Source organism: Peptoniphilus sp. HCN-40583 (genome assembly GCF_037892835.1).
In the GTDB taxonomy this organism is placed as follows: Bacteria; Bacillota; Clostridia; order Tissierellales; family Peptoniphilaceae; genus Aedoeadaptatus; species Aedoeadaptatus rachelemmaiella.
In genome coordinates this window covers 16,393-37,239 of sequence record NZ_JBBKBU010000017.1, presented here as the reverse complement: position 1 = coordinate 37,239, position 20,847 = coordinate 16,393, and the positions used below count along the sequence as shown (strand labels likewise).

Annotated in this window: 31 protein-coding genes; all 31 read right to left on the bottom strand. The window is 50.7% G+C overall.

The annotated features are described in order from the left end of the window. Positions 1–276: a hypothetical protein gene (locus tag WKT05_RS06515; RefSeq protein ID WP_340413431.1), complete on the bottom strand. Its 276-nt coding sequence runs from the start codon at positions 274–276 to the stop codon at positions 1–3. Beyond that, positions 221–1,081 carry a peptidoglycan recognition protein family protein gene (locus tag WKT05_RS06510; RefSeq protein ID WP_340413430.1) on the bottom strand — a complete coding sequence of 287 codons (861 nt, stop codon included), beginning with the start codon at positions 1,079–1,081 and terminating at the stop codon, positions 221–223. The genes WKT05_RS06515 and WKT05_RS06510 overlap by 56 nt, the downstream gene beginning before the upstream one ends. A gap of 9 nt (positions 1,082–1,090) precedes the next feature. Continuing rightward, positions 1,091–1,435, bottom strand: coding sequence for a hypothetical protein (locus WKT05_RS06505; protein ID WP_340413429.1), 345 nt, complete (start codon positions 1,433–1,435; stop codon positions 1,091–1,093). 16 nt (positions 1,436–1,451) lie between these two features. After that, positions 1,452–2,183 (bottom strand): leucine-rich repeat domain-containing protein, encoded by a 732-nt coding sequence (locus tag WKT05_RS06500; protein WP_340413428.1) that lies wholly within the window; start codon positions 2,181–2,183, stop codon positions 1,452–1,454. Positions 2,184–2,195: 12 nt separating this feature from the next. Beyond that, on the bottom strand, positions 2,196–4,010 hold the full coding sequence (locus WKT05_RS06495) for a hypothetical protein (RefSeq protein WP_340413427.1): 1,815 nt from the start codon (positions 4,008–4,010) through the stop codon (positions 2,196–2,198). Then, positions 4,010–5,824, bottom strand: coding sequence for a phage tail spike protein (locus tag WKT05_RS06490; protein ID WP_340413450.1), 1,815 nt, complete (start codon positions 5,822–5,824; stop codon positions 4,010–4,012). The genes WKT05_RS06495 and WKT05_RS06490 overlap by 1 nt, the downstream gene beginning before the upstream one ends. After that, on the bottom strand, positions 5,824–6,420 hold the full coding sequence (locus WKT05_RS06485) for a phage distal tail protein (RefSeq protein WP_340413426.1): 597 nt from the start codon (positions 6,418–6,420) through the stop codon (positions 5,824–5,826). The genes WKT05_RS06490 and WKT05_RS06485 overlap by 1 nt, the downstream gene beginning before the upstream one ends. A gap of 8 nt (positions 6,421–6,428) precedes the next feature. After that, positions 6,429–6,827, bottom strand: coding sequence for a phage tail fiber protein (locus tag WKT05_RS06480; RefSeq protein WP_340413425.1), 399 nt, complete (start codon positions 6,825–6,827; stop codon positions 6,429–6,431). Continuing rightward, entirely contained in the window at positions 6,824–7,372 is a 549-nt protein-coding gene (locus WKT05_RS06475; RefSeq protein ID WP_340413424.1) for a distal tail protein Dit, read from the bottom strand. Before WKT05_RS06475 ends, WKT05_RS06480 begins: the two co-directional genes overlap by 4 nt. Next, entirely contained in the window at positions 7,369–10,128 is a 2,760-nt protein-coding gene (locus tag WKT05_RS06470; RefSeq protein ID WP_340413423.1) for a phage tail tape measure protein, read from the bottom strand. Before WKT05_RS06470 ends, WKT05_RS06475 begins: the two co-directional genes overlap by 4 nt. Positions 10,129–10,174: 46 nt before the next feature. Beyond that, on the bottom strand, positions 10,175–10,339 hold the full coding sequence (locus tag WKT05_RS06465) for a hypothetical protein (protein WP_340413422.1): 165 nt from the start codon (positions 10,337–10,339) through the stop codon (positions 10,175–10,177). 2 nt (positions 10,340–10,341) lie between these two features. Further along, the gene (locus tag WKT05_RS06460) at positions 10,342–10,794 is read right to left on the bottom strand and encodes a hypothetical protein (RefSeq protein WP_340413421.1); all 453 of its coding nucleotides are present in this window, start codon (positions 10,792–10,794) and stop codon (positions 10,342–10,344) included. A 3-nt stretch (positions 10,795–10,797) separates the two neighbouring features. Continuing rightward, on the bottom strand, positions 10,798–11,364 hold the full coding sequence (locus WKT05_RS06455) for a major tail protein (RefSeq protein WP_340413420.1): 567 nt from the start codon (positions 11,362–11,364) through the stop codon (positions 10,798–10,800). A gap of 10 nt (positions 11,365–11,374) precedes the next feature. Further along, positions 11,375–11,683 carry a hypothetical protein gene (locus WKT05_RS06450; RefSeq protein WP_340413419.1) on the bottom strand — a complete coding sequence of 103 codons (309 nt, stop codon included), beginning with the start codon at positions 11,681–11,683 and terminating at the stop codon, positions 11,375–11,377. After that, entirely contained in the window at positions 11,676–12,047 is a 372-nt protein-coding gene (locus WKT05_RS06445) for an HK97 gp10 family phage protein (RefSeq protein WP_340413418.1), read from the bottom strand. The genes WKT05_RS06450 and WKT05_RS06445 overlap by 8 nt, the downstream gene beginning before the upstream one ends. Continuing rightward, positions 12,037–12,348, bottom strand: coding sequence for a phage head closure protein (locus tag WKT05_RS06440; protein WP_340413417.1), 312 nt, complete (start codon positions 12,346–12,348; stop codon positions 12,037–12,039). Before WKT05_RS06440 ends, WKT05_RS06445 begins: the two co-directional genes overlap by 11 nt. Beyond that, positions 12,326–12,631 carry a phage head-tail connector protein gene (locus WKT05_RS06435; protein ID WP_340413416.1) on the bottom strand — a complete coding sequence of 102 codons (306 nt, stop codon included), beginning with the start codon at positions 12,629–12,631 and terminating at the stop codon, positions 12,326–12,328. Before WKT05_RS06435 ends, WKT05_RS06440 begins: the two co-directional genes overlap by 23 nt. Beyond that, positions 12,632–12,799 carry a hypothetical protein gene (locus tag WKT05_RS06430; RefSeq protein WP_340413415.1) on the bottom strand — a complete coding sequence of 56 codons (168 nt, stop codon included), beginning with the start codon at positions 12,797–12,799 and terminating at the stop codon, positions 12,632–12,634. A gap of 4 nt (positions 12,800–12,803) precedes the next feature. Further along, positions 12,804–14,012 carry a phage major capsid protein gene (locus tag WKT05_RS06425; protein ID WP_340413414.1) on the bottom strand — a complete coding sequence of 403 codons (1,209 nt, stop codon included), beginning with the start codon at positions 14,010–14,012 and terminating at the stop codon, positions 12,804–12,806. 1 nt (position 14,013) lies between these two features. Next, the gene (locus WKT05_RS06420) at positions 14,014–14,649 is read right to left on the bottom strand and encodes a head maturation protease, ClpP-related (RefSeq protein ID WP_340413413.1); all 636 of its coding nucleotides are present in this window, start codon (positions 14,647–14,649) and stop codon (positions 14,014–14,016) included. Beyond that, positions 14,646–15,809 carry a phage portal protein gene (locus WKT05_RS06415; protein WP_340413412.1) on the bottom strand — a complete coding sequence of 388 codons (1,164 nt, stop codon included), beginning with the start codon at positions 15,807–15,809 and terminating at the stop codon, positions 14,646–14,648. The genes WKT05_RS06420 and WKT05_RS06415 overlap by 4 nt, the downstream gene beginning before the upstream one ends. Before the next feature lie 11 nt (positions 15,810–15,820). Then, positions 15,821–17,506, bottom strand: coding sequence for a terminase large subunit (locus WKT05_RS06410; RefSeq protein ID WP_340413411.1), 1,686 nt, complete (start codon positions 17,504–17,506; stop codon positions 15,821–15,823). Next, a complete protein-coding gene (locus WKT05_RS06405; protein ID WP_340413410.1) occupies positions 17,481–17,828 on the bottom strand; it encodes a hypothetical protein in 348 nt (115 codons plus the stop codon). The genes WKT05_RS06410 and WKT05_RS06405 overlap by 26 nt, the downstream gene beginning before the upstream one ends. 107 nt (positions 17,829–17,935) lie before the next feature. Beyond that, positions 17,936–18,253 carry an HNH endonuclease gene (locus WKT05_RS06400; RefSeq protein ID WP_340413409.1) on the bottom strand — a complete coding sequence of 106 codons (318 nt, stop codon included), beginning with the start codon at positions 18,251–18,253 and terminating at the stop codon, positions 17,936–17,938. 360 nt (positions 18,254–18,613) lie between these two features. After that, positions 18,614–19,027 (bottom strand): DUF1492 domain-containing protein, encoded by a 414-nt coding sequence (locus WKT05_RS06395; RefSeq protein WP_340413408.1) that lies wholly within the window; start codon positions 19,025–19,027, stop codon positions 18,614–18,616. After that, on the bottom strand, positions 19,014–19,262 hold the full coding sequence (locus tag WKT05_RS06390) for a hypothetical protein (protein WP_340413407.1): 249 nt from the start codon (positions 19,260–19,262) through the stop codon (positions 19,014–19,016). The genes WKT05_RS06395 and WKT05_RS06390 overlap by 14 nt, the downstream gene beginning before the upstream one ends. 44 nt (positions 19,263–19,306) lie before the next feature. Continuing rightward, a complete protein-coding gene (locus tag WKT05_RS06385) occupies positions 19,307–19,621 on the bottom strand; it encodes a DUF3310 domain-containing protein (RefSeq protein ID WP_340413406.1) in 315 nt (104 codons plus the stop codon). Next, on the bottom strand, positions 19,614–19,805 hold the full coding sequence (locus WKT05_RS06380) for a hypothetical protein (protein ID WP_340413405.1): 192 nt from the start codon (positions 19,803–19,805) through the stop codon (positions 19,614–19,616). Before WKT05_RS06380 ends, WKT05_RS06385 begins: the two co-directional genes overlap by 8 nt. Positions 19,806–19,843: 38 nt before the next feature. Beyond that, positions 19,844–20,272, bottom strand: a complete 429-nt coding sequence (gene dut / locus WKT05_RS06375) for a dUTP diphosphatase (RefSeq protein WP_340413404.1) — start codon at positions 20,270–20,272, stop codon at positions 19,844–19,846. After that, positions 20,269–20,427, bottom strand: coding sequence for a hypothetical protein (locus WKT05_RS06370; protein WP_340413403.1), 159 nt, complete (start codon positions 20,425–20,427; stop codon positions 20,269–20,271). The genes dut and WKT05_RS06370 overlap by 4 nt, the downstream gene beginning before the upstream one ends. Beyond that, positions 20,424–20,735, bottom strand: coding sequence for a VRR-NUC domain-containing protein (locus WKT05_RS06365; protein ID WP_340413402.1), 312 nt, complete (start codon positions 20,733–20,735; stop codon positions 20,424–20,426). The genes WKT05_RS06370 and WKT05_RS06365 overlap by 4 nt, the downstream gene beginning before the upstream one ends. Between the last annotated feature and the right edge of the window lie 112 nt (positions 20,736–20,847).

The window sequence follows — 20,847 nt, the reverse complement described above, 5'->3', positions numbered from 1 at the left end:
CTATTTTTGCGCGTGATCTTTAAAGGCCTCTCTCTCTTGTGGGCTGATAATGCCCTTGTCTCCAACTCTCGAGCCGCTCTCGTAAAGCCCGACCGCCGACAGGCCGATCACGATGCCTGTCACGATATGCTCGGGAGAGATCCCCGCCACGGCGACGTACATCACCGCACCGACGAGGATCGCAACGATCGGGGAGTATTTAGCCGGGAGGCCCGCAATTTTACAGGCCTGTACGATACCCAGAGTTGCTGCCGTCAGAACAATTGCATTTTCCATTTTTTACCTCCTTGATTGCCCTTACCAACATAGCCGCCACTTCGGCGCGGGTAGCATACCGTCTCGGATAGCTTCCGTCCGTGATGCCCAAGCGTGTAGCTTCTTCCCACTCTTCCTTCGCCCAGTCGGGCGGGGTCATGTCCTTCGCCTGCTCCTCGTAAAGCTCAAATTTCTTTTCGATTTCTCGCATACTTTCCTCCGCCTCCTCGTATTGATATTTTTTCGCGGGGTCATTTTTAACCATCGCTTCCCGTCGTGCGATCTCCGCCTCTTGATCCACAGACACAGCTGTGGACGACTTGGACAGATCGACCTTTAATTTGATCGGCCCCTGGATGTCTTTTTTAAATTGCGCCCACGCTTGCCATCCGCTTTTGCGCATATGATTGGGGCACAGCTTACGGGACGCGTCATAGTGCCGCACTACCCGCTCAATCGGGATGTTAAATTTGCGCATGATGTTTTTGGCGAGTTCCACGGTGTGGTAGTACATTTTTGCATAGTTGCCGTCCGCATTGATACACATCTCAATACCAATGGAGTTGGCATTGGTGATGCCGTACCGCCCTCTCCCGTCGCCTACGTGCCAAGCGGAGAGAGAGTCGCCGACGAGCTGCACCACCTGCTTATCGTCCACAAAGTAGTGGGCAGACGCGTTGCGATTGCCCCCGTTAAAATAGCGGTAGTGCGCCATGGTATCTGCGCCCTTGCTAGCATTGCCCGTATCATGGATCACCAAATATTTAATCGCCGCACCTTTGCGCCGCGAAAAGTTGTATTTAATCGGCTTATAAATAAAGTCCATTTGCACCTCCTACCTCATGACCGCATCAAGGATCTTGTCGCTTTTGTCGTCGTGCTTATCAAGCTTTTTGCGCAGGTCTTTATTGTAAAAATCCAGCCGGCTGACCGTGTCCGCGACGATGCGGTTAGTCGTCGACAGCTCTTTTACAGTCTCGGTCAGTCCTTGCATTAGGTTTTTAAAGTCCACGTCGTTGGTTTGTAACTCGGCCAGCTTGTCCACCAGGCGGTCCATCTGCTCGGCTCGCTTTTTTTCCGACGCGATAACCAGGTAGGTAAAAAGTCCTAAAAAGACCACCACGATGGCCCCCGCCACCCCGACGGCAAGGTATAACTCCTGTATTGTTTTATATTGCATATATCACCAGTCCTTACTAATACCTGATAATGTTTACGCCCGCGTCAAAGGCTTTGTCTGCGACTGTACAGTTTTTGGGGATTTTTACCTCGATCAGTTGGTTGTAACGAAAAGCCTCGCCACCGATACTCGTAACGCTCGGGGGGATTGTTACGGCCGTAAGTTTGTTCCAGGCAAAAGCCTTGCTCTCAATGGTTGTCACGCTCGGGGGGATTTTTACCTCGATCAGTTGGTTGTAATAAAAAGCCGAGTAGCCGATGCTCGTAACGCTCGGGGGGATTGTTACGGCCGTAAGTTGCTTGTTTTGATAAGACAAATCCTCGATACTCGTCGGCTTGCCATGCACGACGGGCCACTCGCCCGCTTTTTTTGTTACAAGGCTTTCGCCCATTAAAATGTCATATAAATATTGTTTATCCAAGACCTCCGCATTTACCGCCTCAATGTTCGCCCGGATCGTTTCATAATCCTTGTTAGTCCAGTTGCGGGCGACCAGATCCGCTTTCTTCCACGCTTTCTGCTCTCCCTCTACGCCCCGCTCGATGGTAAATCCACCATCAGAGCGCGTGGAAGTCACGAGCACCGTTTCGGCATCCGCCCCACCGCCGATCACGGCGAGAGTGGGGATCTCCCCAAAGGCGGCACCGTCGGCGACGTACATCACCGCGCCGTCTTTGGCGAGATCCTCTTTTAAAAATGTATCGGGCGAGTTTGCTACGCCCGGATACATCGTCTGTAATTGTGTCATGTTATCACCGCCTTATTTGATAATTTTGTAGGAGTTTTTCGATTCTTGCATAGACACTTTCGCAATTCCGGCTGATCCGCCAATCAAAACATCGCCGTTTGAGTCTATGGCAAGTGAGTTGATGTCCCCCGTATACCCGGAAAATTCAAAAACTTTGTTCAGGTCAGAGGAGCGCTTGATGACAGTTCTTCCGATCGCATAAGCAAAAGAGCTATCGCGGCCCACGGCAAATGTATTGCTCTTTAAATTGTCTACGTAGTACTGCCAACTAGGTCCTTTTCTGAGTCCGTCCTTCGTTATTGAGCTGTTACTTCTCACCATGTACAAATAACCATCAGGACTCCAAGCAAGCGCCTTAGGCTTTATCGAATTTTTCCAAGATAACGTGCTAATTTGTTTACGATATTCGAAGCTAATTATCGCATTGTCGTCTTTTCCTGCGTAGGCAAAAGAGGAATTCTTTACCGTAACCGAATTACGCTCACCACCGAATCCAGTTTCCTTTAATAGTTCTTGGCCACTCGGAGAGATTAATCTAAAGTTTTTTGCAGAATCACCAACGTACATATATCCGTCGGAATCTACGGCAAGGGACATGACATTAGCTCCAATATTAAAACGGTTGGCATATTGACCTGTCTTTGAAATTTTAATAAGGCTACTGTATTGTCCACCAAAGTAAACGTATCCGTCTTTGCCGACATCAAGCGCATAAGTACTCCCGGAATACGGCGCGCTATATGTCCAGACCTTATTGCCGCTCGATGATATTTTGTGTATTTTTCCGGATGAATTACCACAATACACATTACCGTCGGAATCGACATCCAAGACGACGGCATCTGTCCCTGTGTATTCCCATATTTTTTTCGGCCCGGCTGACTCGCGCTCAATTACTTTTACGCTCTCCTCGGGCAGCACATCTCCGACACCGTAGCCAGTTTTAATCTTTGATATTTTATCGGCTAAAACGCCAAAACTATCGCTCTTTGTCGCATCAACGCCTTTGCCGACAATGGCGTCTGCGATAGACTTTTTGCCATTATCGGCATACGTAAAAAGCGTTTTGCCTTGCTCCGCACTTAAGGCTTTGTCAGCTCCTCCGGTGGTTAAGTCATTGATGACATCGGTTTTATCGAGCTTTTGAGATTCCAAGCGTTTTATATCCGCATCATGGACCGTCTTTACGTTATTGATGTCAGCAGTGAGTGCGTCTTTTGCCGTCTGGATGTCTTTTGCGTAATCGGTCTTTACGCTCTGCATGTCTGTCGCGTGAGCCGTCCGCACACTGTTGATGTCCGCTGCGTGATCGCTCCTGACTTTTACAATGTCGGCTTTACGCTCCTCTCTCTCTGCGGATAGATCGGTCGCCTTTGCATACGGCGTAAGATCGGGCACGGTGTCTGTGTATTTAGGATCAGGCGGGATAGCATCTACTTTCGCCTTCGCCGCGTCGGTGTAGTCGTGAGTACTTAGGCCTTTGCCGCTCACCTTATCCACCTTGCCGTCGTTAATCGCCGTAATGTTGGATCTCAGGGCCTCATAGTCCTTGTTTGTCCAATTGCGAGCCACGTTTGTGGCCTTAGCCCATGCTTGCCGTTTGCCCTCCACACCGCGGATGATGGTATACCCGCCGTCGGACTGTTTGCCCGTGATCTGCACGGTCTCCGCGAGCTCCGCTTGTCCGATCACGGCGAGAGTGGGGATCTCCCCAAAGGTGGCACCGTCCGCGACATACATCACCGTCCCGTCGATGGTCAGCCCCTCGACCAAAAAGGTGTCAGGACTGTTGGCCACACCGGGATACATTGTTTTAAGTTGTGTCATTAGTAATCACCACCTCCGCGAGAGTTTGTAAAAAGTTGTATAAAAATAGATGCGTTTATGCGTGTCAGGGCATCCGGCACGATCGCTACCGTATGCCATGTGCCGCGCTCAATTCTTCCGCTCCCGTCTTTAGAGAGATACGGGACGAGATCGACTTCGTGGCTGTAGTTATACACGCTCTTACCGTCAACTCTTAAATAACACCGGTTGGCGCGGCCGCCCTCGTAAATTCCGTTGATTTGATCGTGGGAGTGCGCGCTGATATTTATGTTGTGCGAGTGCTCCGGCACGTTGATCGTTACATCGTGTTGATGTGAGTTGATTGTAAAACTAATTGTGTGCGTGTGATCCCCGGACTCAATCCAAGTGCCGCCGTAACGCACCACGCCGTCATAAAGTCGCGCGATGTTGATCCCCGGCTCGATGCCGTGATTGTGGCCATGGCCGCCCTGGATGTAGTGATCCACACCTGTGGACTCGCTAAAGCTTTGATAGCCGCCGCTCGACGTCGATTGCGTTTTATACGTCCCTCCGCCCGAGCCTGTGCTCGTCGATACATAACCCGCAGCCTTCGCGCCGCGGGAATAGGAACGGAAGGCCTCGATCGTGTAATTGAGGATCAGTTTATTGATCCGCACCATTTCGTGGGGGATGTAAAATTTGAGCTCCAAGGGATAGCTGTACTCCGCGTTATCGGCAAAAGCGAGTTGTTGCAGATTGGTTGCGCCTTGAGAGTAAGTCTCGCTAATGCGTGTACGGCTCTGTAAGTCGCTGATGCTCCCCGTTACATCTCTCGACTTGTTGGCCACCTCAAGCTCAATGTCAAATGGATTGCCGCGGACATCTCTTTTTGAGACCTTGATGATCGGCGCGTTGAGATTGATGTTGGATTCCGTGTCCCGGATCCGTACATAATCGCCGGGGACAAAACGGGCGTACTTTTTGCTGTCCTTAACAGCAAGATCAACGGTCTTGATCTTGTACGATAAAAACGGCTGCGAGAGCTCGTCCAGCGTCTTTTGGGCGTAGGCTTTGAGTGTCTCCTCACTCTCAAAACGCCTGTCCACGAGGATTGACGACTTGAGCCCATAGGTAGACACATTTTTCTCTAAGTACGGCTTTCCGCCGTTGACTTTGCGGATGTCCAGTTGATTGTCGCCTTCGCCGTAGCCGAGGGCATAGAGACGGGTGACCAGATTCGTGGGATCTTCTTCCTTCTCGATCCCTTGCATATTTTTCTTGTACTGGATGTCGGCTTTATAATCGGCATCCAGTTTTTTTAGGCTCAAACTCCACGGGTAGGATTCCGTGTTAAAACGCCACGCGTAATCCTCCACAAAGGGATTGGCGATGGAAAATAGCGCGGCGAGGAGATTTTCATTTTCCCACTTGTACTCAAATTGTCGCTTAAAGTCGCACTCGGTGAGTTGCCAGCGTTTGGTCGTCTGTTGATCCAGCACATAACGGATGACCCGATCCGTGTATACGCCATAATTGCCGATCTGATGGTATCTAAAAAGCACGTCGTCCAACAATGTGGCTAAAACGTGCTCGCAATCAAAGACGGTGTATGATTTGTCCGCCTTGGTAAAGGTGCTTGGCATGATCCTAAAGAGTTCCACGCGCTCGCCGCCGTCAAAAAGCTCGACAAAATTATAGGGTTTGCAATGCTTAATCTTCGGGTCGTCGTTTGGCATGGTAAAGCTGCATGACCACAGCGCATTGAGCGTCAGCTCGTAGCTGATGTCGTACGCGTTTTCCAAACGCGCGAGCTCCCTCATGTTTGTGTCGTAGATCTTGATATTGTATTTCATTATAGCCACTTATCTTTCCAAAACGTATCCACGGCCACAGCGCCTGCGCCCGTCGCCTCGATTTCGATCTCATTCGCGCCGGGGAAAAAGTCGAAGAAGTCGCCGTCATTGGAGAGCAAGTGCATGACGTTTTGGCCGTTGATCGTAGCGGTGAGGGCGCAGGTGTCGATTTCCAATTGCTCGCCCGGCCGCAGCGTGATGCCGCTGAGCTCGATGTACTCCTGTCCGAGCATGGACGATACGGCCGACGCGTCAAAGACGACATCGAGCGTGACGGGATCGGGCTTTGTGATGGTGGAGTAGACAATGCTCGTATCATAATTAATCTCGGTATCCGCCGACGTTGCCCATTTGTTGACGCGGGGCACCAATTGAGAGCCAAAGACGATAGGCGAGGAGACACGTCCCGAGTATTTGTTGACGACTTGATCGCCCGCGGTGTCAATGGTGATGTCCAATGCCACGGGATCGGCAAAACGCCACATCATGACCGTGTGGGCGGACGCTTGGGCCTCCACCTCGATGGAGGATGTGCCCGTAAGCATGATTGCCGCGCCCGACTTTACGTTAAATTTGCCGCGGTTAAAGTGAGTCATGCGATCACCTACGCAATAGAGATTGTCAGATTGCCCACGTCGATGATAAATTTATTGCCTTCGGACACCGTCGTCGGCTTGTTAAATGCGCCATGGACGAGGAGATGCCCGCCCGTCGCTGCATCGCGGATGCCAAAATAGGCCACGTCGCCCCATGCCGCCGTCGCCGTGGGAAATTCCACGCGCTCGGTGTTGCTGATCGTCGCCTTGTCGGCTTGTTGCACCGGCGCGGAAAAGTTAATTTGTTGCCGTGCGTAGGCGCCGCCCGTTACTTCGGAGCCCGTGTCCGCATCCGTGGGGTTGGTGATGTAGAGGGCCACATAAAAGCCTTGGGGCTGAGATACGGTTTGCCCGCGTAAAAAGTAGTTTAGAGTGGCCTCTTCCAGGTAGTTACTCGCTTTGCTCATTCTGTCACAACCTTTCTTAAGATTTTGATACTAGTGATATTCGTTCTTCCCGTGTTTTTGATGATAAAAGTTCCACAGGTTAGCATGTTGCCTTTGTTTTCGATTTCGAAATGCGTCGTTCTTCCGCCCGCGGCCTGCTCTCTGCGCAGGTCTGTGGACGTGGCGAAGGGCTGACACTCAAACTCGATCTCCAGCACTCCGCGGGGTTGCAAAAGTAGCTGATCGATGCCCACAGCGCTGTAAACCGAGGCTTCGTAGGCTTTTTCCGGCTCGTCGTCAAAGATGAGAGGGCCGGAGCCGGAGAGCCAACCGGCCACATCTCTGATTTTGTGGCGGAGGTCGGGAAAACTGTCGATGTACATAACGCCGATGTTGCCTGTGATAAACCTTTTTTCATACTCCGTGGAGTCCAGTTCCAACGTTCCCGAGCGGCCGAGGATGGTAAATTCCTTCTTTCTCCGCTCGGGGATCGCGGTCCGATCCACAGAATGAAAGCCGATGTTAAACTCGGAAGAGTGACGGCCTTTGAATTTAAATCCGATCATGTGGTCACCATCCCTCTGCTGCGATTTGTCTTTTGCTGTAATTTGTCTAATTCCTGCGCGATGCGCTTAATGTCCGCCTCTTCGCGGACCACAAAGGTGTTGCCGGTGATTAAGACGCCACCGCTTTGGCCGCCGCCTTTTTTCTCGATGACTTCGGCGACGATGGCTTTCAGGTCGTCCAGTGCGCCGACAAACTCCGGACGCTTCTCACCAACCCCAATAATCGAGGGGCGAGAGAAGATCCCGCCCTTGTCGTACCACGAGACGTCAAAGTACGGCACGGATGGCGGATCGAGGGAGAAGCTGCCGGAGATGCTAAAGTGCGGGAGCCTGATGTGCGGGAAGGGAAGCGATCCGCTCAGTAAAGATTTCATGGTGTGGATCGCCCGGCTTACCGCGTCCTTCGCCCGATTAATCGGGCCCTCGATTGCGCTTTTGACGGCGTTCCATGCGTTTTGTGTGGCGTTCTTGATTTCGTTCCACACGCCCGTGACCTTCGATTTTACGGCGTTGGCCGCCGAAGAGACGAGGGACTTAATCCCGTTCCAGATGTTCTGGATGGTATTTTTAATCCCGTTCCAAACATTGGATGCGGTATTCTTAATCCCGTTCCAGATGCCTTCCAGTGTGGCCTTGATCCCGTTCCAAATGTTGGATGTGATGTCTCGGACCGCGTTCCACGCCGTCTCGATCACAGCTTTAATTGCGTTAAAGGCTGCTGTCGCCGTGGACTTAATCCCGTTCCAAATGCCTTCCACAATGGATTTGATTCCGTTCCACGCCGTGGTGGTGATTGTTTTGATTCCGTTCCAAACGGTTTCGATGACGGTTTTTATGGCGTTAAATACGGTCGTGGCTACGGTTTTTATGCCGTTCCAGACCGTCGTAACGACGGTTTTTATGCCCTCCCACTCCGCAATTGTGAGAGCCTTAATCACATTCCACACGCCGCCGATAACATCGGAGATGCCCTCAAAGACGGTACTCGCAACATCTTTAATGCCTTGCCAAATACCCTCGAGTGTGGACTTTACGCCATCCCAAAAGGCTGTCCAGGCTTGCGTGATGCCGTCCCAAATGCCGGATAAAAAATCAACGATCGCAGTCCAGACCTCTTCGGCTTTGGCTTTGATCGTATCCCAGTTTTTGTAAAGTAGTACTCCGATGGCAATCGCCGCAGCGATGGCCGCGATAACTGCGCCGACGGGCCCCGTGATAAGTGCAATGGCTTTGGCAAAAAGGCCCGCACCTGCGCCGCCCTCGCCAAAAAAGACCATAGCTTTACCCACAGTCATGGCTAACTTGCCCATGCCGACGAGCACAGGGCCGATGGCCGCCGCGATGAGGCCGATTTTGACAATAAATTCCTGTGTCTCGGGCGTTAGCTTGCCAAACCAATCAGCAAACTTTTTGAGTCCTCCGATGGCTCCCTCGAGCATCGGAAGCAGGACGGTCTGTAGCGATGCGCTGAGATCTGCACCCGTCAGCTTTAAGTTGTTCACCGCTTGTTTCACAAGGTCGATCGGGTCAAGCATACCTTCCCACGTATTGTCCACACTGCCTGCGGCATCTTCCATGGCGTTGGCAAACTCATCGGCGTTGAGCGCTCCGCTCTCGAGGACCTCGAGCATAAATGCTCCGCCCTTCGTGCCAAATGCCTCAGCGGCGATGGCGAGTTTTTCTTCGTGCGTCGTTGCGCTCGCCATTTTGTCCTGCATCTCTTTGAGGCCCTCAGTGACGGACTTCCCTTCCTTCGCCCAATTTGTTTGGGCACGGGTGAGGTAAGAGAGGGCCTTGTTGGAGTCTATCCCTTTTTGCTCCATGCGGCCCATCATCTCTGTGGCCTGTGCAAAGTCGAGGCCCAACTGTGTAAGCTGTGGACTCCCTTTTGTGACGATGTCAAAAAGCTTGTCAGTCGACACGCCTGTGTTTTGGGCTGTTTTAGTCACGGCATCCAAGACCATGTCCAGGTCTTTTGCGGACAGACCGTACTTTTCGATGGCCTGCTTTGCGCCGATCGTGGATGCCGTCACGTCGGCGTCGTTGATCTGTGCAAACTTAATCATCTTTTCGGACGCCTGCTCAAGGCTCTGCCCGGTGAGCCCGAATTGTGTATTGACCTCGCCGATGGCGTTTCCAACCTCATCAAAGGACGCGGGCATGTTCGATGCCACGTTTCTAAAACTTTCTTCGAGGCCTTTCGCGGCTTCGCCCGTTGCTCCGGTCTTGGAGATGACGGTATCCAAACCCGCGTCCACTTCGTTAAAGGCGGCGACGGAAAGCCCAGCAACGGCCGCGATGGGAGCGGTAACGCCTTTGGTCATGCCCTCGCCGACCTTGGTCATTTTGTCGCCGGTGGTCTGTAATTTTTCGCCGACTTCATTCCATTTGCTATTGGTTTTCGCTAGCTCGCCTTGTAGGGATTTTAGCTGGTTTTCGGCCTTGATTACTTCGCGGGTAAGGGCGTCGTACTCGTCCTGGCCGATGTCGCCACGGGCCAAGGCTTCCGCGGCTTGTTCCTGCGCCGTCTTTAGGGTCTCAAGTTTTTTCTTCGTGTTTTCCACAGATTCGGCAAGTACGCGTTGTTTTTGCGCCACCAATTCCGTGTTCCCCGGATTAAATTTGAGGGACTTTTCGATGTCCCGGAGTTCCTTGTTCAGATCCCGCGAGTTTTTATTGACGTCTTTCAGCGCGCGATCCAGCTTTGTTGTATCGCCACCAATCTCGATCGTGATCCCTTTGATGTTTCCCGCCATGTCTCACCTCCATTCTTCGCATCAAAAAAGGACCCCGAAGGATCCTTTAAAATCTGTCAAAGTCTTTTTGCGATGCGATTTTGGTTTCTTTTGCCCGCTCGTCCGCGGGCTTGTTGATCTCATTATAAGTTTTGCAGTAGTCGACGACCTGGCCAATGGTCATGGTGTCAAAATCCCGCAGCATTAATCCACGGGCGATGGCACCGGCCATAATTACTTCGATGTCGACTTTTTGACCGTTTTCATTGGGGCGATCGTCCCCTTCAACTTTTTTTTTGAAAATAGAGATTCGAAGAGCATGGGAAAGGCCTCCACGGCCACATCAAAGATTGGAAACTCATCGAACTCGCTGAACCACTTAAGAGGATCGGGGATCTCGTCATCGGCGCACTTGGCCATTGTCCACAGTAGATTCATCACGTCGATCAGTTCTAAGCTATAGACGTTTTCCAACATCTCCGAGAGGGCGGACGGAGTAAGCTCCAACGTGCCCTCTTTGAGCGTTTTGTCCGACACGATATCGTCCATGCTGCCCAAGAGCTCGGAGAGCAGGGGCATGATGATGGTCAGGATGTCGACGTTAAAATTAGCCTTGTAAATAAGCGGAAAAGAGGCGGTCGCTTTAAAGCGCACTTCTTTGCCGTCAATTGTGATTGTTTTTTCCATGGTTTACGCCTCCGGATTGGGGACGACAACGTAGGGCTTTTTGAAAAATTCGTCGTAACCGGTCGCGCCTTCATTGATCTTCGCCTTGACGATTTTTGTATCCGTCGCGGGGATGGCTTTAAGGCTGATCTTATCCGTTTTAGGATCGGTCTTATCCTCTTTGGTTTGTCCTTCCACAGACGGGCGAGAGGATGTCACGTGGTAAAAGATGTGACGCGTTTTGTTTTTGTCGCCGTCAAATTCAAATGCCAAGGCGTAAGGTACGGACTTGGCATCCGCTTTTTCCACGATGGCGCCGTTTTTGTCTTTCATGCTTCCGAGGATCTTTGTTTCAAACTCTTCGGGGATGAGGGCGATCTCTAAATCGCCGGAGTATCCGTTGTTGGAAAACTCGGACCAGTAAATCACGTCGTCGGCGTAAAATTCGTTAGAGTCGCCTTCCGCGTCCAGCGAGAGATTGACCGCGCCGGGCACCTTAATAACATCGCCAAACGTTACGCCGCTCTCCTTATCATCGGTGATGGGAAAAACGTGTACGTTTTTGAGCCCAAATTTTACTTTGTTTGCCATTTTTTCCTCCTCAAATGTAGTACGGGATCATAAAGACTTTTTCCGTGTCGATGTACACGTCGTAGCCTTTTTCCCAGACAATTTCCGCAGCATCCAAGAGATCTTCCAATCTCTCCTCCAGCGCCACGTCTTTTTTGCGTACATAAAGCTCGATGTTCCAATGGGCTTCTTTGTCATAAACCACGTCGTCCGCTTTAAAGTTACGGGAGCCCGTGCCGTAGTAAACGATAAAAGGCACGATGCCCGGTTCGGGATTGACAAAGTAGCCCACCGGCTTTCCGAGCGGTCTTAAAAGTTCCACAGGATTGATTTTATCCATGCTCGATCCCCCTTCGCAGTTCATCTTCAAAGGCCTTGATCGCCTTTTGTTCCGCCGCTCCGATGTGTGGACGAGCGGGGACGTCGCGGCCGCCGTTGACTTTGGCGTGGCCGTGCTCTAAAAGATGGGTCAGGCGGTAGTGCTTTTCATTCCACACCACCGCTGACTTGCTTCGTGTGGCGGTTTTGCCTTCTTTCGTGGCCCAACCTTCGGCGTAATGACCGGACTTTCGAGGGCTTGAGCTTTTTAATTCGTTCACGGTCTCCTTCGCCACCTTGTCCACGGATTTATTGACGGCTTCGTTCGCCAGATCCAGCTGCTCTTTCATCGCCTTTTCAATTTCGGCGGCAACATCAATCGACATTTGCCACCTTCCTTTCACAGACGAGTTCCAACCGGTCAAGTGTGCGTTGGTACGTTCGGATGATGGAGTATTCCACGCCGTCGCAGATCAATAGATCGGCACCGTTAAATTCCGCTGCGTAGATCTCAAAAACAAAATCGGGCTTTAGTCCTTGATTGCCCGCCCGATAAAATTCATTTTGCCCGACGGACATTCGCTCCGCAAAGACTGTCCATTCCTCCGCGACAGGTACGGGGTTGCCCCAGTCGTCAGTTGCGGTTCCACTGCGTTTTATGAGCTTAATCTCTACTGGCTTTTTCATGGGGCAACTCATCTCCGTATTTCTCACTCAGTGCGAGATGGATTTTCAATGCGTCGTAGCATTTGATTAGGCCTTCGCGATCGGGGTTTTCGCCCCCGAAGTGGGCCTTAACGTAGATCCCGACGGCCCGCTTTACAAGCTCGTCGTCCATCTTTTCCACACCGCTGAGGGAGAGATCCAAAAAACAGGCCTCGATGAGGGTTTTTATTTCCTCATCAAAGACTTGCGTTTTGGCTTGTCTCAATAAAATCTTGCAGTACGGCAACAGATTTTCAGGTGTCATTTAATCACCTTTTTTCTTTGCTTCTTTCTTTTCCGGTGCGTCATCGACGACGACGCCGGCGTCGAGGTATTTTTTCAAGTTCTTGTTCTTGGCGTCGATAATGGTGTGGATGTCATAAAAGGCGCCGGTTTCGGCGTCTTGGAATCCACTCACTACTCTATAAGTCATTTAATCAGACCCCTTTTACGAGATAAGCAAAGGCCTTTTCGTCGATTACGCCGCCGTCGTGCACTTCGTAGCCGACAAAGTCGGTTGTTCTTTGCTTGGCGTGTTGTTCGGTAACAAGTTTCATGGGTTCACTGACATTTTCCTTGTAGCCGGCGCTCATGTTGGCGATGAGGATTTCACCGTCGCCCATGGCGTCCTCTTCCACAACGGAGATGCCGAAGATTCGACCGACACCGCCGGAAGTCACGTCGGGGATAAAGAGCGGACGTTGTTGACCGTCTAAAATGTTAGCGAGAGTGCCCCAGACAGTGGCGTTATTGGCGTAGATCTTGGCGCCGTTGACGTAGCCGGATTTGATCTTCGCCATGGCGGCGGTGATGTCTTTGTAGGTCAGACCGTCGGCCTTGTAGGATACTTTTTGCGGGGTGCTTGTTTCGGCTTCGATTGCAGTGATGACGCCTTGGGGATATTTGGCATCGCCTTTACCTTTGACAAAGGCCTTGGCTTTAGCTGCGCCCATGCGTTCGCCGAGCTCGCGAGTGATAAAGGGGATAAAGTCAGCAACTGCCATGGCTTGGAGTTTCCAGGTGACGGTAACGGCCTTGGAGAGTTCTTTTCCGTTCAAGGTCAATTCGCCAAACTTGTTTTCTTCATCCGCGGTGGGAGTGGCTTCGTCGTAGTAATCCGCATCACCGGCGGGGATTCCTGTTCTCTTAACGTATTTTACGGTGCCCTTGATTCGCGTCGGGGTGACATCGGCTAAAATCGGGTGGAGTTCTTTCATTTCGTCGATGATGCCGCTGATCACGGTTTCAGGGATGACGATTTCGGTGTTGGTGGTGTTGTGCGTATAGACGTTTTCGGGGTTCATTTCGTTAAAGAGATTCACCTCGTCGGCGTCCAGGTCTCTTTGCAGTGCCACTTTGGCAAAGACTTCTTCGTAGTTCACGGCGGTGGTTTTTTCGACAATTTTGTCCATGGGCTTAAGTCCTCCTTCGCTGATAGACATATTTTTCATGTCGGATACGGTTTCTTCTTCCACATTGAGTGCATCGAGGTTCGCTTGTTCTTTAGACGCTTCTTCAAAGTCGGCATCCAGTGTTTCGATCTCTTTTCGTTTTTCCGCTGCAGCTTCAATGTTGCCGCTGTTGATGAGCTCTTGGGCGTCATTCAACATGGTGGCGCGTGTTTCTAAGTATTTTTCTCTGTCCATGTCATCTCTCCTTTAGCTTTAGTAAGTTGAGTTGTTCTTGTTCCTTCTCTTGCTTGAGTTTATCAATAACGGCTTGCGGGATTAGATAATCGCTCGCCGCCACTAACCTAATATCGCTGGGCGCACTGTCTCTGGATAAGATCTCGTCAATAAGTCCATATTCAAGGGCCTCTTCCGGGATAAACCATGTTTCAAAGTCCATGAGTTGCAGGATCTCTTCGCGGGTTTTCCCTGTCTTGAGCATGTAGGCGTTGGCGATGGTGTCGTTAGATTTTTTGAGTTGCTCTGCGTAATGTTCAAAATCTCGATAGTCGCCACTTCCTGTTGCGCTGACATTGTGGATCATGATTTGTGCCGTGGGACTCATGGAGACCTTGGTTCCTGCCATAGCGATCACCGATGCGGCGCTTGCCGCGCGCCCGGTGATGGTTACATTGACGTTGCCTTTGTGCTGCATGAGTGCGGTGTAAATCTCCGACGCGGGGTAAATGTACCCACCCGGCGAGTTAATCTCGATGTCCACATCCTGGCCGTCGATTAGGTTTAAATCTTTAGGACAAAAGGCGTCCATCTCGCACCAATCGTAAATCCATTTATCGTCGTTGGAGACGATGGTTCCGTTAATTTTAATCGTCATTTTTTGTCACCTCCTCTGTCGTCTATTTCTTGCGTATCAAGGCGTCGGATATATGCTTGGCCTAATCCGTCGGGGATCGGCGCCATGTTGAGTATCGCTCTTACTTCGTCGGGGTTCATGATCCCACGATCCACAAATTGGACGAGGCTCAGTTTCGTCTGCATACTTGCAAAGTTTAAATTGGACGATTCAAAAATGATTCGATTCCCAAAACCGCGTTCTCGCCGTGTAAATATCTTTCGCGTAAATTCGTTCGACATCTGGATCAGTACCGGTTCGATCTCCGCTTCGTAATACGAGATCCACTGATCCTCGTTGTAACTCGATTGGATGATGTTTTCGTTGGTATTAAAAAATCCATAGATCCGATCCACCGTGCCCTTCGTCTGCGTGGAGTTGGGCACGTAATTTTTCGGATCGACCTGTTGCGCGTCAAACTTCGCGTCAGTGGCTGCGGCTCCGCTTGCCTCCGAGTCGATGCTTAAAAAGCTGTCGACAAACTCTTTCGTCTGCCGCTTCAAATCCTCTTCCCGGAGGACGGTGTTAAATTTCAGGATCCACTTGATGATGTTACTGTTTTTAATCGCCTTAACAATGCCTTGGTCCGTCGTGCTCACGATCTCCATCAACTGAGTGAGGGCGGGCGCCGGGCTCTCCCCGAAGATGTCGTTGGCGTTAAAGTCTCGCCGTAAGTGGATGACGTCGGCGTATCTAAAGGTGTAATATTTGCCCTTAACCAAAAACCGCAAAAAGATTTCGCCGCGGTCATTTTCCAAGGCTTCCACAGAGGTGGAGTTGATCGGATAAATCGCCGTCGCCAGTCCGTTGGCGTCCCGTTCGATAAGGGCAAAGGCGTTATTGTTCAATGCCAGTTGATTGGCCAGTTTTTCTTGGAGCATTTGTCCGCTCATGTACGGATTCGGTTCTTCGAGCAAAAAGCGGATGTAAACTTCCGGATTTACTTGTGTGTTCACCGCGTCTTTTCGGATGTGCTTCGCCTCGGCTTTCCCGATGGCTTGTGTTTTCGGGCGGATGCAGGATCGCACAATGTCCGAGGCATAAAGGTTGCCGTTGTAGGTGTAAAATCCTTCGCCCTGCTCCGTGACCAGCTTGTATTTAGACACCGTCACCGTCTCATTGCGTCTGTTAAAAAGTCCCATGTCACACCTCCTTAAATCAAATTAAGATAATCTTCCAGATTGTCCTCCATGACGATGAGTGCATCCATGAGTGATGCCACGCCGTCAATCCGCCGCCGATGATTGCTCGTCTTAACCAACGCGATGTTGTCGTTGGTGTCCGTTTTGATCGCGGCGTTGGAGAGGTTCCATTTTGTAATCGGGTTGTTATTGTAGTTGATTTTCTTCGCCCGCAGATCGCTTTCCAGTCTCTTCATCGGTCCCGAAAAGGTCTTTGCGCCTTGAGCCACAGGGAGAGGGACCGGCTTCCCAAAATACTGGACGAGCTCATCCACCAGGTAAGTGGCGGACCATCGGTCATAACCGATTTTGTAAATGTAGCAATCCATTTCGTTTTGGACCTCTAAAAACCATTTCGTGATGTCTTTATAATCGACCTTATTCGTCCCGGATCGCCGCAGCAGTCCTCGATCCTCCCACACGTCATAGGGGATTTTATCTTCCCGGCTCCGAAGTTCGATGAGATCGCCCGGAAGCCAGTACATTTGCTTGACGTATGTCGTGTCGTCGTCGGGCACTCTAAAAGCAATCGTTGCGCAGGTAAGGTCGGTCGTCGCCGAGAGGTCGATGCCGCCGATGCAGTATCGCGGTTTTAGTTCCGCCATGTCGTAAGTGGCCCGGTTGTCCAGTGTCTCAAACGTCAGCCATGCTTGCGCCGTGGTCTCCGGCACGTCAAAGTCTTTGGTAAGTAGGTTCTTAACCAGCTTGCTGTTAGCTTTCGCCTTATTAACCTTCTCTTCCAGTGCCGCCACTTTTTTGATCGTGCCCAATCCGGGATTAGCCTGCATCCACATTTCGGGATCTCGCCACGTTTTACGATCGTCCAACTCGTAGACCAAAAACAGGGACCGCTCGTCTTTGTAGCCGTCGGGATCGTCGTACCCGTTAATCGTCCGCTCCGCCTCGTCGTAAATGTCGTCATAGACATTTTCGCGGACTGTTCCCGCCGTAGTGGTGACGAGTATAAGCGGCTGGTCTCTTGCGCTGGTGCCGTCGACGATGACGTCGTAAAGATTTTTATCGGTCCATGCGTGGATCTCGTCCATGGTTGCACCGTGGACATTGAGGCCGTCGAGTGTGTCGGAGTCTCTTCCCACAGGCTTATACACGCCGTCATTTAGATCGCATGTCATTTCTGCGATCAAGGGTTTAATCCGTTTACTGAGCACCGGGGACTTTTTGACCATGCGCTTGGCCTCTAACCAGATGATTTTGGCTTGATCCTTCTTCGTGGCACATGCGTATATCTCTGGACCGGGTTCGCCGTCGGCGATAAAGAGATACAAGCCTTCCGCCGCAGAGAGTGTGGACTTCCCATTCTTCCGCGCAACGATGAGGACTACTCGCTGATACTTCCGTTCGCCGGTGATCTTGTGGACGATGCCAAAAGTGGCGGCGACTTTTGCCTTTTGCCACGGCTCAAGGATAAATGGCTTCCCGCCCATCTTTCCCTTGGAGTGGCGGCAGTACCGCTCGATAAAGTTGATTGCGTGATTTGCTTTCGCCTCGTCGTATTCCCATTCGGATTCCGGATTTTTCAAAAAGTTTATGATGTGTCGGTATGTTTTAAAGATCTTCGTGCTGACTTTGATTCGGTTTTCATTCATCCACCCCCAATAGATTTCTATTGGATTATTTTTCGTTAAGGAAGTCGTCAAAGCCATCATCCACTTCTTTTTGCTGTGCTTTCGGGAGTAGGTCCATCAACTGTTTAATGATCCCGGAATACCGCTGCACCATCGTGTTGTAAGACTTGAGGGCGGGATGCTCTCTCAAGATGGAGTACTTCCCTTGGGGCATATCGTCGATCGGGCCATGTTCGTCGATCGATTCCTTTAGCTCTTTCAGCGTGGCTTTCATATACGCGGCCTCTTCGATTAGGTTTTTCGCGGTTAGCCGTCTTTCTCGATCCACGTCTTTATATAAATTTGTAAGTCGCGAAATCTCTCGCTTAACGTCTTTATCTTTTTCCGTCGCCATTCATAATCACCTACCTTTGGCCATTTAGCGGGGGTTATGTAAAAATGTCCTGCGCGTTTTTTGTTTGTACCCCTCTCGGTCCCTAACGATAATCGCTATCATTATTATCAAGGGGGGCTAATTTTGTTGATATTGCCTTCCGCGTCAAAAAACAAATCATCTCTCGTGCTTTTGTGCTTTTGAAACGTTTTTGTGTTATGACACTCCAGGCATAAATACTGTAAATTGTCGTGATTAAGTGTAATCTCCGGGTCGTTGACGTTGCCCGGCTCAATCTCCACGATATGGTCAACGATGTATCCGCGCTTGCGTCCGCAATGCTGGCACAATCCGCCGTCGATCGTCTCTCGCTCACTGATAAAAGCCGCGCGACACCGCTGCCACGCTTGGCTCTTATAAAATCCTTTTGCATAATCTTTTGCCATCTAATCCTCCACACTGAGGAGTGGGAGTTGAACCCACAATACCCTATCCTCAGATAATCGCACGGGCCGAGGTGTCCCATATGGCATAATTGAAAGGAGTAAACATTGTATGTCGTCGAAAGTTTGCCCGTGCGAAGCAGTTTAAGGACATGCTCAGGTCCTATGTAACGTGGCAATAAACCCACCCCGCGCGCCTAAATAGACCATGTACCGCGCCCCGCGATCGACTGCTTGAGCATCCCACATAGAGACGTAAGAAAAAGACAGACCGATAACGTACACAAGCCGATCGCCACCAAATAAAAAGGCCGCCCTCTCGGACAGCCTCTCACTGATACCATAATAGCATGGTCCGAGGTATCATTTGGTATCCACATCATAGAGCCGGCGCAAAGCCTCACCGTGCAATTTAAAGACGTGCTTATAACTAAAGTGCAGCGACTGCGCCACATTGCGCCAACTCATACACTCCAGATACCGAAGCTCCATCACCGACTTATACTTTAAGTCATCATCCAGCTGTGCAAACAGCCGGCGCGCCTCCGCTTTAAGATCAATCAGCCGCTCGATGTCACGCGCGATCTCCTCATCCAACTGCACAATCTTAAGCGCGATACTCGCCGTCGGATCACCCACATTCCCTGATTGTACCGACTCTCGGCCGTCATACGTCGGCAATCTCCCGCGATACTTCCGAAGCTGATCCAGCTGTCTGATCTTACTGTTAATCAGTCCGTCAAGGTACGGGATGTTTTTCAGTTCATCTTTTGTCATCGTCACTCCCTGCCAATAAAAACTCCGCCAAATCCCACCATACTGCCGCGTCGCACTCCATGCCTAAGTTTTTGCACTCCACAATCTCCCGTGCCATCAGCCGTGCCGTCTCATCCGTCAGTAAGTCGCGGCTCTCTCGGATCGCACCGGCAATCGCCGGGACCATATAAGTGCTGCGCCCCAACGCATACCTAAACGCCGCGATGTATAACAATTGCGTGTCCGTCTTATCCATCGTCCACCTCCTACTAGTAACTTACTAGTAACTACTACGAACTACTACTCAACACTGCCTCCTAAGTGTCTGCTAATCGCCTTGGCCACCTCAACGATCGAGTACAAGTCACTTTTACACGGCTCTCCCGCCTCTGCGCTCTCCGGCTCTTCTTCCAGTTCCACAAGCCGCTCGATGTAATCCAGAGCCTTTTTTAAATCATCAATCCCGCTCTTTAATTCGTAGCGGATCAAATATTTCAGCGCGTTCCCGCGAAGGAAGCCCTTGAACTGCTCTCGTCCAAGGATCTTTGCGACAACATCCATGCTGTCCGATCCGTCCTCCAAAACATAATGCGCCGGTGTCATAAAATCAGTCATTTTTCATCTTCACCTCAATTCCCAAAGGCTCCATCGGAATAATGTAGTCGTCAATGCTGAGTGTTGTCCCTGTTTCGTCTTTCGTGATTTGCACCCAAAATTCTCTTTCGACAAGTCCTGTGCCCGTGGTGCGCAATCCTCTAACGATCTTTTTGATCTTGATCCGTTTATTCTTCTTTGCCATTTTTTACCTCCTCAACATGTCGGCAATCCCGACATGTTTTACTTCATCCCCGTGCTTCCGAAACCGCCATCGCCGCGTTTCGTGTCGCCCAGCCCGGCGGATCGCTCCAATTCCACATGCAAAAACGGGATAATCACCATCTGCGCCACCCTTACACCCGGCTCTATGGTGATGACATTATGGCCATGATTGACCAGCTTAATTCCTATTTCTCCCCGGTAATCACTATCTATGATCCCGACGGAATTGAGCATGGACAGCCCACGCCATCCGTAGCCCGATCTAACTACCAACATCCCGAAGCATCCGCCGGGGATCTCTACAGCGAGATCTGTTTCCAACTCCGCCAGCGCACCCGGCCCGATCGTGATCTCCTCGTCGCCGTTATAATAAATATCGATTCCCGCCGCGCCTTCGCTTCCATATCGCGGTTCCTTTGCGCCGGGCTTTGTCATTACATATCTCAAACCTTACCTCCAGTCATAATAATCATCGGGATCACGTCTCCCTCAACCTCGTCAATTTTAAATTCGTACTCTTCGCCGTCCACAAATCCAAACACGGATACCTCATCATCCGGCGGAAAATAACTCAATTCATGAATTAAATCCTTAATCTTCACCGCACAATCGCCTCCGCTTCCTCTACACTTCGCGCGATTCCATGGAGCACGTCGTAACCGTCCATGACCTCCATAAAATGCGCCTGTTCCTTTCTCACACGGCCCTTCGCCGTTTTCACCTCAATAAACACCATCTTCCCGTCCCGCTTTCGAAACCCGAAGAGATCCGGGAAGCCTTTTGGAAGTCCCGTCGAGATGTAGCCGCCATAGTCCGTGTAAAATCCGCCGACGTTGCCCCGGAAGATCACACACGTCTCAGACAGCGCTAAACGGATGTCATTCTGCAAATTCGTTTCTTTATTCTGCAAATTTTTCACCATCCTTTACAATCAAACTTGTAAACCGTTCAGAGCTATTCATTTATAAACTTAGTATTTACAATACTTCCGAATAGTTCCGAATAGTTTAATATAGAATTGA

Coding starts and splice junctions, on each gene's coding strand:
- WKT05_RS06380 (WP_340413405.1), bottom strand. CDS start 19,805: ATGGCAAAGAAGAATAAACGGATCAAGATCAAAAAGATCGTTAGAGGA.
- WKT05_RS06490 (WP_340413450.1), bottom strand. CDS start 5,824: ATGAAATACAATATCAAGATCTACGACACAAACATGAGGGAGCTCGCG.
- WKT05_RS06415 (WP_340413412.1), bottom strand. CDS start 15,809: ATGGGACTTTTTAACAGACGCAATGAGACGGTGACGGTGTCTAAATAC.
- WKT05_RS06465 (WP_340413422.1), bottom strand. CDS start 10,339: ATGGCCGGTGCCATCGCCCGTGGATTAATGCTGCGGGATTTTGACACC.
- WKT05_RS06495 (WP_340413427.1), bottom strand. CDS start 4,010: ATGACACAACTTAAAACAATGTATCCCGGTGTGGCCAACAGTCCTGAC.
- WKT05_RS06450 (WP_340413419.1), bottom strand. CDS start 11,683: ATGGATAAAATCAATCCTGTGGAACTTTTAAGACCGCTCGGAAAGCCG.
- WKT05_RS06405 (WP_340413410.1), bottom strand. CDS start 17,828: ATGGCGACGGAAAAAGATAAAGACGTTAAGCGAGAGATTTCGCGACTT.
- WKT05_RS06460 (WP_340413421.1), bottom strand. CDS start 10,794: ATGGAAAAAACAATCACAATTGACGGCAAAGAAGTGCGCTTTAAAGCG.
- WKT05_RS06475 (WP_340413424.1), bottom strand. CDS start 7,372: ATGATCGGATTTAAATTCAAAGGCCGTCACTCTTCCGAGTTTAACATC.
- WKT05_RS06395 (WP_340413408.1), bottom strand. CDS start 19,027: ATGACAAAAGATGAACTGAAAAACATCCCGTACCTTGACGGACTGATT.
- WKT05_RS06390 (WP_340413407.1), bottom strand. CDS start 19,262: ATGGATAAGACGGACACGCAATTGTTATACATCGCGGCGTTTAGGTAT.
- WKT05_RS06430 (WP_340413415.1), bottom strand. CDS start 12,799: ATGACTTATAGAGTAGTGAGTGGATTCCAAGACGCCGAAACCGGCGCC.
- WKT05_RS06455 (WP_340413420.1), bottom strand. CDS start 11,364: ATGGCAAACAAAGTAAAATTTGGGCTCAAAAACGTACACGTTTTTCCC.
- WKT05_RS06505 (WP_340413429.1), bottom strand. CDS start 1,435: ATGCAATATAAAACAATACAGGAGTTATACCTTGCCGTCGGGGTGGCG.
- WKT05_RS06485 (WP_340413426.1), bottom strand. CDS start 6,420: ATGACTCACTTTAACCGCGGCAAATTTAACGTAAAGTCGGGCGCGGCA.
- WKT05_RS06510 (WP_340413430.1), bottom strand. CDS start 1,081: ATGGACTTTATTTATAAGCCGATTAAATACAACTTTTCGCGGCGCAAA.
- WKT05_RS06470 (WP_340413423.1), bottom strand. CDS start 10,128: ATGGCGGGAAACATCAAAGGGATCACGATCGAGATTGGTGGCGATACA.
- WKT05_RS06400 (WP_340413409.1), bottom strand. CDS start 18,253: ATGGCAAAAGATTATGCAAAAGGATTTTATAAGAGCCAAGCGTGGCAG.
- WKT05_RS06435 (WP_340413416.1), bottom strand. CDS start 12,631: ATGACACCTGAAAATCTGTTGCCGTACTGCAAGATTTTATTGAGACAA.
- WKT05_RS06385 (WP_340413406.1), bottom strand. CDS start 19,621: ATGACTGATTTTATGACACCGGCGCATTATGTTTTGGAGGACGGATCG.
- WKT05_RS06445 (WP_340413418.1), bottom strand. CDS start 12,047: ATGTCGATTGATGTTGCCGCCGAAATTGAAAAGGCGATGAAAGAGCAG.
- WKT05_RS06440 (WP_340413417.1), bottom strand. CDS start 12,348: ATGAAAAAGCCAGTAGAGATTAAGCTCATAAAACGCAGTGGAACCGCA.
- WKT05_RS06425 (WP_340413414.1), bottom strand. CDS start 14,012: ATGGACAGAGAAAAATACTTAGAAACACGCGCCACCATGTTGAATGAC.
- WKT05_RS06480 (WP_340413425.1), bottom strand. CDS start 6,827: ATGAGCAAAGCGAGTAACTACCTGGAAGAGGCCACTCTAAACTACTTT.
- WKT05_RS06420 (WP_340413413.1), bottom strand. CDS start 14,649: ATGACGATTAAAATTAACGGAACCATCGTCTCCAACGACGATAAATGG.
- WKT05_RS06515 (WP_340413431.1), bottom strand. CDS start 276: ATGGAAAATGCAATTGTTCTGACGGCAGCAACTCTGGGTATCGTACAG.
- WKT05_RS06500 (WP_340413428.1), bottom strand. CDS start 2,183: ATGACACAATTACAGACGATGTATCCGGGCGTAGCAAACTCGCCCGAT.